This is a genomic window from Evansella cellulosilytica DSM 2522, from assembly GCF_000177235.2.
Lineage (GTDB): Bacteria > Bacillota > Bacilli > Bacillales > Salisediminibacteriaceae > Evansella > Evansella cellulosilytica.
This window is the reverse complement of sequence record NC_014829.1, coordinates 4,542,699-4,555,389: the sequence shown is the minus strand read 5'-3', so window position 1 is coordinate 4,555,389 and position 12,691 is coordinate 4,542,699. Positions and strand designations below refer to the sequence as shown.

Annotated in this window: 10 protein-coding genes; 4 read left to right on the top strand and 6 right to left on the bottom strand. The window is 37.4% G+C overall.

The features are described 5' to 3' along the window. Positions 1 to 420 precede the first annotated feature (420 nt). The 4 genes from BCELL_RS20805 to BCELL_RS20790 form a co-directional block, all read right to left on the bottom strand. The gene (locus BCELL_RS20805) at positions 421 to 1,545 is read right to left on the bottom strand and encodes a GerAB/ArcD/ProY family transporter (protein ID WP_013490768.1); all 1,125 of its coding nucleotides are present in this window, start codon (positions 1,543 to 1,545) and stop codon (positions 421 to 423) included. A gap of 6 nt (positions 1,546 to 1,551) precedes the next feature. Continuing rightward, complete coding sequence (locus BCELL_RS20800; RefSeq protein ID WP_013490767.1) at positions 1,552 to 1,785, bottom strand: hypothetical protein; 234 nt, start codon at positions 1,783 to 1,785, stop codon at positions 1,552 to 1,554. 85 nt (positions 1,786 to 1,870) lie between these two features. Next, positions 1,871 to 3,040, bottom strand: coding sequence for a Ger(x)C family spore germination protein (locus BCELL_RS20795; protein ID WP_013490766.1), 1,170 nt, complete (start codon positions 3,038 to 3,040; stop codon positions 1,871 to 1,873). Next, entirely contained in the window at positions 3,040 to 4,545 is a 1,506-nt protein-coding gene (locus BCELL_RS20790) for a spore germination protein (RefSeq protein WP_013490765.1), read from the bottom strand. The genes BCELL_RS20795 and BCELL_RS20790 overlap by 1 nt, the downstream gene beginning before the upstream one ends. 168 nt (positions 4,546 to 4,713) lie before the next feature. Between BCELL_RS20790 and BCELL_RS20785 the strand changes: the two genes are divergently transcribed. The 3 genes from BCELL_RS20785 (at position 4,714) to BCELL_RS20775 (ending at position 7,165) form a co-directional block, all read left to right on the top strand. Beyond that, a complete protein-coding gene (locus BCELL_RS20785; protein WP_013490764.1) occupies positions 4,714 to 4,902 on the top strand; it encodes a hypothetical protein in 189 nt (62 codons plus the stop codon). A 358-nt stretch (positions 4,903 to 5,260) separates the two neighbouring features. Further along, on the top strand, positions 5,261 to 6,049 hold the full coding sequence (locus BCELL_RS20780) for a carbon-nitrogen family hydrolase (protein ID WP_013490763.1): 789 nt from the start codon (positions 5,261 to 5,263) through the stop codon (positions 6,047 to 6,049). Positions 6,050 to 6,208: 159 nt separating this feature from the next. After that, on the top strand, positions 6,209 to 7,165 hold the full coding sequence (locus BCELL_RS20775) for an SDR family NAD(P)-dependent oxidoreductase (RefSeq protein ID WP_013490762.1): 957 nt from the start codon (positions 6,209 to 6,211) through the stop codon (positions 7,163 to 7,165). Positions 7,166 to 7,317: 152 nt separating this feature from the next. On the opposite strand, the gene BCELL_RS23125 is transcribed toward BCELL_RS20775, so the two are convergent. Both BCELL_RS23125 and BCELL_RS20760 read right to left on the bottom strand, forming a co-directional pair. After that, the gene (locus BCELL_RS23125) at positions 7,318 to 11,304 is read right to left on the bottom strand and encodes a LysM peptidoglycan-binding domain-containing protein (RefSeq protein WP_013490761.1); all 3,987 of its coding nucleotides are present in this window, start codon (positions 11,302 to 11,304) and stop codon (positions 7,318 to 7,320) included. Between the two features lie 89 nt (positions 11,305 to 11,393). Further along, positions 11,394 to 11,573 carry an H-type small acid-soluble spore protein gene (locus tag BCELL_RS20760; protein ID WP_013490760.1) on the bottom strand — a complete coding sequence of 60 codons (180 nt, stop codon included), beginning with the start codon at positions 11,571 to 11,573 and terminating at the stop codon, positions 11,394 to 11,396. 322 nt (positions 11,574 to 11,895) lie between these two features. Here BCELL_RS20760 and BCELL_RS20755 point away from each other — a divergent pair, with 322 nt between their 5' ends. After that, positions 11,896 to 12,492, top strand: coding sequence for a GNAT family N-acetyltransferase (locus tag BCELL_RS20755; RefSeq protein WP_013490759.1), 597 nt, complete (start codon positions 11,896 to 11,898; stop codon positions 12,490 to 12,492). The last annotated feature ends 199 nt before the right edge of the window (positions 12,493 to 12,691 follow it).

Below are 12,691 nucleotides of genomic sequence, written 5' to 3'. Positions count from 1 at the left end.
TTAGGTGGTTGTTGTAGAATGAAGTCTAGTTCCTCGGAATAAATAAAGGGGACTAGGCTATTATTACTGGTAAAAAAGCAAATAAACTAAATTCACCTATTCTCCTACAGGAACAAGCGTTTAAATCAATGAATATGCAGCGAGTTGTCTTGGTGTGTAAGATTTAAATTAAAGTACCTGAACACCAGTAGGGATCCTACCCCTACTCCAGCAGATAATGCTCCAACAATGATAAAGTCATAATGATCAATATTATTCATAATACCACCATCCTTTATTGAAAATCGTAATTATTACTTTTTATTATTGGTGATTATTTACTACTCTTTTCATTTTGTCAATAATGAACGGTATTGTGAATAAGGGGTAAATAGTAAAATTATGAAGTAAGCTTTTCAATACTAAAAGAAATATATATTCTCAAGTTTCATCACTACTAGCAGTTTTTTCACTCCCCTTAGTCACAGATTTTATTCCGCGTATTTTCGCTACCAGGAGATAGAGAATTGGGATAGCAGTTACAGACCATACAAAACCGGGAAAGCCTTCGTTTGCAAATAACTCCATTTCTGAGGAGTTGTCACTGATGTTTATTGTATAGATAAACAGTAATAAGCCCATGATTGGAGCAATTTTTTTATAATCATTTATTTTGACGAGTTTACTAAAGAGAATCGTAAAGACGAATAGACAAAAACTAACTCTTACAAAAATAGAGATGATCCAGACGGAAAAAATGAAAGGATCAACATTTTGCAAAAAGTTTGCAATTTGAATTTGACGAAGCATTTCGAGTTCAGCTACAGTACTATAGGTGGGGAAATAAGGTCCAAGTACCAATAGTACCATTATTAATATGGGGATATAGGTGATAATATGGAGTCCCATACCTATTGCTAAGCTCTTTCCTGTTTTCTCTGGATTAGCAATCATATGAAAGATGACTAGGATGATGATAATATCCATTAACCATGGAGTAGTGAATATTGTACCTTCCCATACCTGTGCCATATCAAAACGGTTGATGAAAGCAATTGTCATATCGTAATCTACCTGATTCATTAGTAAAAGAGGAATGCTAATGCCAAGGAAGAGCGATAGAAAAGTGAAATATTGTGCAACCCTTCCAATCGGTTCAACACCAGCGTAAGCTCCCATGAAACAAACGAAACAAAATAAAAAGATGAGTACCTCTTCAGGAGTATCTGGATAATAAGTTCCAGCTGTGAAATCAATAAACAGTTTTATATGAAATGCAGTGATGTGAAGGGTGAAGAAAAATAGATACACTAAGACCAACTTATGAATCCACTTTCCTACGATTTCATTTCCATAATCGAGAAAGGAATAATTCTTAACTTTTTGTCCCACCTTTGTCATCAATAAAAGAAAAAATAAAGCGGGGCCATAAGAAAGAATATATATATACCAAGACGAATAGTCCCCGATCTTGATGAGGGAACTAAAAAGAAAGGTGTTGGAAGCAAAACCAAACATAAAGGTAATCGTGACAATTTGGGATTGAGATACTTGATACGTTTTCATAAATATTCACCACGTTAAAGATAATAGTCTGTATAATTTTCCATAAACGTTGTACAAAACTTCATTGGGAGATGGCATTAATGTAGTATCTACAATCAATACGATTCCTGAAAAAATGCTGATCACTGTTAATGCACTGAATACGACCACATATGTACGAATCCTACTTTTTTTACGCTTCAAGTCATACCAAGTGAACCAATATAATATAAGGCAAAGGAAAATAAAGAATAGCATCATTCTTCTCACCACCTGAATACTCTAAAAAGCTTAGGAATTAATATCATACGTAAGGGAAGCCCTGGTCTCTCTCCCTTTCTAAAGGTTATTCATCTTCATCAACCCAAGGCGGATTACTGATCGCACCATGTCGTTTAATTTTCATTGTTACGTGAGCATCTAACGTAACTTCTTTATATTTATTGTCCCAATCACTGCGTAACTTTTCCCATTCCTTCGGGTGGTGCCACTCGAAGTATTGTCCAACTAAAAATACGTCAGCTCCCACTTCCTGTGTGATAGTAAATGTTCTTTCTAGCCTTTTTTTAATAGCCTCGGCAAAAAGCATTTCTAATTCATCTATTATTTCAGGATCATTGATATCTATCTTTGAACCAACTGAAAGCAAATCGTCTACAGCCTCAATAGTTATTTCAAACGATAATTGACCTGTTTCATCAATAGAAGGACGTTTTTGAATTTTGGAGTCAAGTACAATGATACTAATCGGCTTCCCATCGGTAGGAGAATCGATAGTAATAACAGCTTCTCTCGCAACCTTATGAAACCAAAGTGCCCCTCTCATTTCTGATTGATTAAGGGTGCCAACAATTTTCCAGTCATGAAACAGGGCGGCGCCACCAGTTCCAACCCAAGTGCTCACTTTCCAATCTTCACTAACCATCGGCTCCTCTCCGATTGTAAGCATCGGTACAATGACATTTCCACCGTATTCGTATGCCTTTAAAAAATCTAAAAAAGTTATAGAAATAGTAAGATCTTGATCCATGAATTCATCTAATACTTCGGACGGAAAGCGTTCAAAGGCTGGCGTCAATTTGGTAATATCAGTGGCTTTCCCAGGAGCAACGAAAACTTTAGCTCCAAGTGGAAATGATGGCTGTCTTGCTAAAAAGTCTATACAATCATGTAGACCTATTTCACCAAATTCTTTGCCTATAATAACATTTTTCGTTTGACCCCATGTGATTTTTCGTGGCAAATCTGATTGGATTAGCCGATATGCTGCGGCAATATTCTCCTCTTGTTTTGTGACAGTTGTGTAAAACCTCCCTTCAATACTTGCACCCATTTCTCCTGGAACCATACGATTCGTCAAGGGAAACCCAAGTGTAAGTTCGATTTGTCCGTCGTCGCCTTTATCAAGAAATATAATGGTCACCATAGCATTATCATTTATTTCCGTCATGGACCAGCAACCGCTTAATAGGATGAGATATGTAAAGACAATAATGCCTCGGTATAATTTATTCATTAATCTCTTTCCTCCTCTTTTGGAAGCTGAGGACGGATGATACGGCGACTTCTCGTTGAATTATGTGACGTTGCCAAATGTGGCCGTTTGTTCATCATCCACAGTGGTACTCGAATAAACATATCTTTCCAGTCTGATAAATGATAAGGCGCAACAGGTGTAAGATAAGGGGTTCCAAAGGAACGTAACGAAGACAGGTGAATCATGATTAATATTAACGAAATCATGATACCGTATAACCCAAAGAACCCTGCCATAAGTAGTAATGGAAAACGTAAAAGCCGAATTGGCACGATCAAATTATGTTGTGGAATCACATAAGAAGTGATTCCAGTCAAAGAAACAATAATTACTAGAGGAGCAGAGACGATACCAGCTTGAACAGCAGCGGTGCCGATGACAAGAGCTCCTAGAATAGAGACAGTTTGACCTAGGATTTTTGGGATACGAATACTAGCTTCTCGTAAAACCTCAAACGTTAACTCCAATATCAACGCTTCTAATAGTCCAGGGAACGGAACTACTTCCCTAGCTGAAGCGATGGAAAGAAGTAAATTGTTCGGAATCATTTCTGAATGAAACGTTGTAACGGCGATATAAAACGATGGTAAAACTAATGCTATTATGAAAGACATAAAACGAATCCATCTTGTCCAGGTACTAATAAAAGGACGATTATAAAAATCCTCTGATGTTTGCATTAGCATAAAGAATGTAACGGGTGCAATGATACAATTAGGTGCCCCATCTACCAACACCGCAGCTCTACCATCCAATAGAGCAGCTGCAGCAACATCAGGTTTTTCTGTAAATTCAAATTGAGGAAACAGGGAATAAGGTTGATCTTCTAAGTAAGCTTCAATGTAACTTGTATCAAAAATACCGTCTATATCAATCCTTGAGATCCGCTCATCTATTTCGTCAATAAGCTTTTGTTCACAAACACCATCAATATAAAGAACGGAAGTTTTTGTCTTCGTTAGCCTCCCAAAACGATAGTGCACAAAAGACAACTTCTCACTTTTAATTTTGCGTCTTATCATAGTGATATTTGTATCAATATCCTCCACAAAAGACTCCCTTGGTCCTCGTACCACATTTTCATTTTGAGATTCAGTGATAGAACGGGTTTTAAAATTACTTAATGAAAAAACGTTAATAACGTCTTCTTCATCAAATAGTAGCAATATATTTCCATCCATTAATTCAAGATTTGCTTCAGTTAAATCTAGTGTCGTAGAATAACCCGCTATGGGCAACTTTGATGAAACATCTTCAAATGGTTGAAGAAATCCAGTATTAGTTTTAAAATTTTTATCGTCCAATAATGGGTCTATGAGATTATTCTGTAATAAATTTAGATCCACTAATCCTTGAATATATATGAATGCCCCATGTTTCTCATTAGGTAACGAAAAAGTATAATACACTACATCTTCGGATTTCTGGAACTTTGATTGAAACCAATTGATTCGAACATTGAGGATGTTAGATATTTTTGTCATCGTTAAACTCCTAGGAATGATGTCAAGATGTTCTTTAATATGCACTTATTGGGACTAACTCATGCGCTAGTTGTCTTAAAAAATATATTTTTCTGAAAAACCTAAACTTATTGTAGAAAGGTTGCATAGCTTGTAAACAAGGGAGAAAGAAAAAGAGGAGGGAGCTGCATGAAACTGAAACTCTCAAGCCTGGATAAAAAAAAGATGACCTATACTGCGACAGGTGTGTTTGTTATCGGTGCAATTTTATTTGTATTAGGATCGATTCTATTATTTACTGTATCAAGGGCGGACTTAGAGGAAGAATTGGTGGAGGGATACCCACGTGAAGGAGGAAACGATACGCTATTCGAGTAATACTTCTTTGTATATAGTCTCAAGGCTAGCAAACGTTCGAATTCTATTTTAGAGCCTGATATTTACTAGTGTAAATAAAACACTTATGTTAAAAGAAGCTCCAGTATGTAAGTGCATATTAGGGCTTTTTGGTTTAAGGTTATTTTTCTAGTTAGTCGAAAAACTGATATATAATCTTTATTAAGTTTAAGTACAACGTCGGAATGGGAATTAATTGCACAAAATTGGAATTAAATGGACCAAAAACTTGTATTATATTTGTAAATAAGTGAAAAGAAGTCGAGTAGAATGCTAATCTCATGATGAAGTAAAATGTTGGTATAGTAGAATGTAATAAATGATGATTGGAGGGATAGCAATGCAGTGGAAAGTAGCTATGATACAAATGGATATCGCTTTTGGGGATATAGAAAAGAATATAGATATTGTAAAACAAAAGGTGAAGGAAGCGATGAAGGAAGCCCCAGATGTGATTGTTTTACCAGAGCTTTGGACGACTGGATATGATTTAGCCCGTTTAAAGTCGTTGTTGGAGCATAGTACCATTAATATTTCAGAGTTTTTAAGTAAGCTAGCAAAGGGAAATAAAGTACACATCTTAGCGGGATCGATCGCACAAGCAACAGATGCTGGAATAACAAATATAATGCTCATTTTTAACAATAAAGGAGAGCTTGTGAAGGAATATAGTAAAGCGCACTTATTTCGATTAATGGATGAAGAAAAATATTTAGTTCAGGGGAATAAAGACGGGCTTTTTTCCCTCAATAATATAGATTGTGCAGGCGTCATTTGCTACGATATACGATTTCCAGAATGGATTCGAACACATATGATTGACCAAGCAAAAGTGCTTTTTGTTGTCGCGGAATGGCCGAAAGCCCGTATTGATCATTGGCGGGCATTATTAATGAGTAGAGCAATTGAAAATCAATGTTATGTCATTGCTTGTAACCGTGTTGGTGCTGACCCCAACAATGAATTTGGTGGAAATTCAATGATTATTGGACCGTGGGGAGAGGTAGTTTCAGAAGCTGGTGATAAAGAGACGATCATATATGGTGAAGTTGATCTTTTAGAAGTAGATAAAGTAAGGGAAACGATACCTATTTACTCCGACCGTAGAACAGATTTATATAAACTATAAAATGACCAAAAAATATAAATGGAAAAAGAAGGTATTCACTTTCATGTGTAGAAGTGTAGCATTGCTGATACATATGTTTTGGACAGCGGCGACTTCTTCTACTAGATGAACCCTAAAACAATAGAAGTCTATATTATATGAAGAAAGAAGGTAAAAACGGTGAAAAAAGCTTTAGTATTAGGAGCAACAGGTGGTATAGGCTATTCCATTGTTAAAGAGCTAGTGAGTAGGGACATCGAAGTGATTGCATTTTCACGAACAGAGAAGAAATTAACAGCACTATTCGGTGATAATGAAAAAGTCACCATTTTTTCGGGAGATGTTTTTAATAGGCAAGCTTTATTGGATGCCGCGGAGGATGTCGACGTTATTTTTCACGCATTAAACATTCCTTACGCTGATTGGGAGGAAAAGCTATCTAAAGTGATGGGGAATATACTTTACGTAGCAGAAAAGCAATTAGCGAAAGTCGCTATTGCTGACAATATATATGCATACGGTAGAGCGGAAGGGGTAGCTAAAGTAACGGAAGAAACAGAAAAGAACCCACATACGAAAAAAGGGAAGATAAGATTAAAAGTAGAGAAGCAAGCTAAGGATTCCAATGTGCCCGTGTTGATTGCTCATTTTCCAGATTTTTATGGTCCAAACGCAGAAAGTGCCATTTTACAATATACGCTAGATGCAGTTGTAAAAGGGAAAAAAGCTAGCTTTGTTGGGAATCAGTCTGTGAAAAGAGAATATATTTTCACACCAGATGGAGCGAAGGCAATTGTTGAATTAGCTAGTCGTGACGATGCATACGGTCAAAACTGGAATATTCCAGGTGCAGATATTATTTCAGGACATGAGCTCGTTAAAATCTTGCGAGGTATAACCGGCTATAACAAAAAGGTAGGAACTGTGACGAAACGGATGATTCAATTTATAGGGATATTTAATGCGCAAATGCGTGAAGTAGTAGAAATGCTTTATCTTACAGAAACGCCAGTAGTGTTAAGTGGGGAAAAGTATGAGCGTGAAATTGGCGAAATTCCGAGAACTTCTTATAAAGATGGGCTGCATGAAACGATTTCATTTATGAAAAATAAGGAAGCTGTAAAAACGACAGTTTAGTAAAAGAGATGTTTTTTAAAACATGGCAGTGGAATTTTATCGCCGTGCGTACTAGTGAGAAAAGCACTCACTAGTACTTTAAGAGATACGGCGAAATTCCACTGCTTCTAAGAAAAACTAAAACCGAGCTTCAAGCTCGGTTTTAGTTTTTCTTATGGTATGACAAGTGTTTGGCCTACGAAAATCATATCGCCAGTTAGGTTATTTGCTGCTTTTAACTCATTGATTGTTGTATTATAGCGAAGGGCAATGCGGTATAAGCTATCGCCTGCAACAACAGTATATGTTGTTGTCATCGCCTTTTCTGTTTCAGTAGCGTCATTTCCACTACTCTCATGATTATCGCTACTTACAAAGGCTTCGTCGCGTGGGGTAAACCAGCTGTGATAACGATTCCATACAGTGCGATTTTCTTGACCTATACTCCAATGACCTACACCGCGAATTTGGTATTGTTGTACGAGTGCTGCTTTTGCTTCATAGGACTGATCGTTTTCAAACCAAATTGTGTATGTTCCTGGAGCTAATGCATTCCCCATAATATACGTTTTAGGATCCGTTTCCTTTATCGTGACAAGCGCCTTCACGGAAGCTGTTGCCTCATCGAAAGTGATTGTATGCTCATACTTCTTTAGCATTTCTTCGATTTGTGTATTGGAGATACCGTTTCCACCAACTGCTGCACCTTCTAACCAGAAGCGGCCATAGTGGGCAAGTCCAATAACAATTTTATCTCTTGGTACGCCTTCATTGATTGCATATTGTATAGACCTTTCCACCCATGGAAGGCTTGCCACAGGACCAGGGCTACCACCAGGATAACTTTCGTCGTACGTCATGAGCATTAAGTAATCTGCATACTTTGCAAGTGAGCGATAATCATATGCACCATGCCAGCCTTGCGTCCATCCATTAGGGTTGGCAGCTACTGCAACAGAAACCTCTTTAGAGGAGGGCACTTTCTCACGAAGTAGTCTAACGAAATCGGTGAAGTTATCCCGATCCTCATGATTAATATTCTCTATATCAACGTTTACGCCATCTAAATTATTTCTAACAATAAAGTCTGCTATTTCTTGAGCAGCAGCTTCACGGTTTTCTAGCATTGCTCTACCAATATCGCGGTCCCAATGGTTACTTAAAAAGGGGACAACGCGTATTCCTTCGTTATGCATTGCTTGAATAAAAACGGGATCAAACTGGTGTGTTACCTTTAATGTTCCGTCACGATTAATATCAAAATAACTAGGAGACACGACATTAAAGGAGCGTTCCGTTGCTAGAACCGCATTTGTAAAATGCTTAGGATCGCCAAAAAACATGTATCCTAAATTGAGCGTCTCTGTAGCGGTTACAGGTAAAAGTAGTGATTGTCCAATATGAATGCGATCGCTAGTTAAATGATTTAATCTCGTAATAGCTTGTACAGTTGTGTTGAATCTTTTTGCAATATGAGACAATGTATCTCCAGATTGAACAGTATATATGATTGCATCTGGAGAGAGAACCTCACTCAAATTCCCTGCTTTATCCTCTTGTGTTATAGATACAATGACGCCTTCACTATAGTTGATGTCACTAAGGGGAAGGTCAATGTTGAAAAATCCATTTTCACCGACAGTATAGGTAAGACTTCTATCGTTATTTCCATTAGCCTCCGCTACTGAAAAATGAATGGTAGACATCGGCTCGGCAATTCCAGAAAAGTGATAAACGACATTGCTACCAACGAAAGCAAAGCCACTTCTCGTTAAAGTTGGTGCTGTAATATGTGTATCCTTTTCAACGTTGAGCGTCGTTGATTCACTTTCATTACCAAACTCATCGGCTTGAAATAGGACTATCGTAATTGGCCCATCGTGTAATCTACTCAAGTCTAGACGAATAGCGAACTCTCCATTTTCAACAATGCCAGTTTCCGTTAATGTCGCATCCCCGTCTGAAACCGTAACTGTAACGACAGCGCCATTCTCATCACTGACACCTTGAATGACATAATCTGTATCGTTTGTATTATTAATAAAACCTAAGTCAGACACATTTAATCCACGAGGGGCTTCTGTAGCCTTCATTAAATGAGTATGGTGTTCTTTACTGACATTCCCATGAACGTCTTCTGTACTAACCATCATTGTTATTTCACCGTCTTTAAGAAAACGAAGGTCGACAGGTAGCGTAAAATTTCCATCTAAATCTGAAGAGACCATTTCAGTCATTATTTTTTCCCCATCGGTAATCGAGATGGTAATAGAGCTGTCTGCGGAAGTAACTCCTGAAACGATATAGCTATCTACATTACCACTAAAAACAGGAGTAAGGGCATGCAAACTAAGCGCAGGTGTCACAGCATTCTTTACGAAGGAGTGCTCTATCAACTCACTTTTGTTTCCTGTCTTATTTTTTTGATACATTTGTACGACAACCGTCCCATTTGCTAACTGAGATAGATCAATAGGTAATGTAAACTCGCCTTCACTATTTGCGTGTGCAGTTGCTTCCACTTGCTCGTTCTCACTCGAAATCGTAAAGAATATAGCTGCCTCCGGTTCAGCAGTTCCTGCAAAGAGAAATTCGCGTTCGTTTTGGTTGTTAATAATGTTCTCAGTATTCACTAAACGAGGCTCTTCAGGAGCTACCGTATCTTTTTCAACAATATAAAGACTAGCTTGACTACTATTACCTAAAGAGTTCGTTTGTTTGACACGAACTGTCAGTGTAGAGTCTGACAATGCACTTACATCTAACGCTGTAAAGAAGTTACCATCAGCATCTACTGTTGCTGTATTTTCAATCGTGTTTTCATGTGTATCGGTAATGCTAATAAAGATAGATGCACCTGGCTTTCCACTACCACTTACTTTGAATTGATGTTGTGAAGCGCCATTTATAGAGGTAGGAACATCGACCACTGGAGCTTCAACGACAGTATCCGGTATATGTGGAATATGCAACACTTGTCCAACTCGAATCAAATCCGAGGTTAAATTGTTCAACGTTCTAATTGCGTCAACAGATGTACCGTATCTTTTAGCAATGACAGAAAGTGAATCACCAGAAACAACGGTATATGAAATAGTATTTTGCGTCTCATCTCCACGTTCTATATTTTCACCGTCAGTTGGTGGATTTTCTGTTATATTGTCCTCTTGTTTAATAACGGGTATTTTTAACGATTGCCCGATACGGATAATGTCAGAAGACAAATTGTTTTCCTGTTTTATCGCAGTTACCGTTGTGTTAAATCGCTTTGCAATAACAGATAACGAGTCACCGGAAACTACTGTATAACGAATCGTTTCTTGCTCACGAACAGGTTCATTCGTTTCATTTATGGGCGTAGTGTCTCCCTTTGGCTCAGTGACAGCTTCCTCACCCTTTTGTGGGATCACGAGAGTTTGTCCAACGCGGATAATATCAGAAGATAAATGATTCAGTGTTCTCAAAGCATCTATAGTAGTATGAAACCTTTTCGCAATCACGGATAAGGAATCGCCAGGCACAACAACATAAGTAAATGTCGGTTCAACGGTAGCTTTTATTGGTTGAGGCTCATCCACCTTTACACCTTTGGAAGTAGTAGGCAAACGAAGCTTTTGCCCAGGGAATATACGGTCACTAGTTAAACGGTTCGTGGCAATAATATCATCGACAGTAACTTGAAAATGTCTAGCAATTGTAAACAGACTATCCCCTTGCAACACTGTGTACGTATAAAAAGGGAGCTTCAATTGCTGCCCGATAAAAATGATGTCTGATTTTAAACCATTCGCATCCTTTAGCGCTTGAACAGTAATGTCATGATCCCTCGCAATGACAGATAGACTATCTCCTCGCTTTACGGTATATACGTCATATTTTTCCTCAGTGCTTATTTGAGAAGGAGTAGTTGCATGAGCATCACTTGGTGTAGCGTGTAAATAAATAGAAGATATTAATATCGAGCCTGACATGACTTTAATCGCGTTCACTTTAAGGTTTGGGAACTTCCTTTTAACAAAGGAACGTATATAAACGTGAAGGTCTTCCTTTTTCTTTGGTGAATGACCTAATTCACTTGAAAACTCCGTTAACTGAGGATCTAAATGAACGACTAAAACCATTTCATTTTTTATTTGCTTTAACTCATAACGTTCTATCATGAATGTCACCTCCGAAGTTTAGTATGAGACGGGGCAAAAAGTTACTTTCAAGAGGTTCTACTTAAAAGTAGCTTTTGCACATCCATTCTTTACTCTTCTTTTAAGTTTGCGACTAAAACTTCTTTCTCATTTTGTGAATCGTTTATTGGGAAAATGCGAGCAGTATCATTTTCATCGTTCACGTGTTGAATATAAATTTGTTCGCCATTATATGTAACATTCTTCATATCAGGTGATTGCGCTATTTCCTTCGCTCGTTGTGTATGCATGTATAAAACCTCCTATTAGTCATTCTTTGTTATTTTGCGATGAATAAGTAATAATATTCTTTAGATTAACTAGAAAGAAAGTATACAAAGATGAACCGATAAAAAGGAGAGAGGTTGTTTTCTTAAAATTTGTTGCTTTTTTCAGCTTGGTGAAACGAAAGGTGGCGACTCCAGCGGGAATAGCAAGGGCTGAAGATCCATCGGGTGGGTTTTCCCGATTAGCTGAAGCCTTGCCCGCGGAAAGCGTCCACCAGTAGTGCAGCCAAGCATATAAATATATTTAAAAACAACAATCTATGCGAAAAGAGCTAGGAGAGAATATATGGAGAAACAAATCAAGAGATTAGAGAGTATTCCATTAATAGAAACAAAAAACTATTTGCTACGGGAGATTATGGTAGAGGATGCAAGCAGCCTATATTCTTTTTTAAAAGAAAAGAACACAATGAAATATATTACACCTCACCCCGTTAAAACGATAGAAGAAGTAAAAGAAAACATAATAGGAAGTTTGCAGCAATTCGAAAAAACAAAGGAAGTCCCATGGGTCATCGTCAATAAAATGAATGAGGAAATAGTAGGTACGTTTCGTTTTCATAAGCTAAACCTTTGGCATAAGAAAACAGAGATGGGAGTGGTCATTAGAAAAGAATATCAACAAACAGGAGTGATGACAGAGATTTTATCGTATATTTTACAATTCGGTTTTGAAGTGATGAAACTGAATCGAATCGTTGGCGATATATTTGCTGAAAATAAAGGATCTAAAAAACTACTAGAAAAGTACGGTTTCCATAAGGATGGCGTATTAAGGCAAACGGACTTTGACGGAGAAAAGTATCACGATACAGTCGTATACTCTTTATTAAGAGACGAGTATTATCATGCGTTTAATAGCGAGAAGCGAACTACGACCTAAAGACTAATGGCAAAACTCCGACAAGCTCGCTATAAGAAACCAACTTACATATGATGCGTAAAGGTTGACTAAGAGGTAAAAAACGAGGGCACTGAAAAAGTACAAAACAACTTTTTCAGTGCCCTCGTAAAAAACCTCCTTTTAGTCAACCTTATCTTATAAAAACAATACAATAATTTTTTTAATTCTATTGCATATA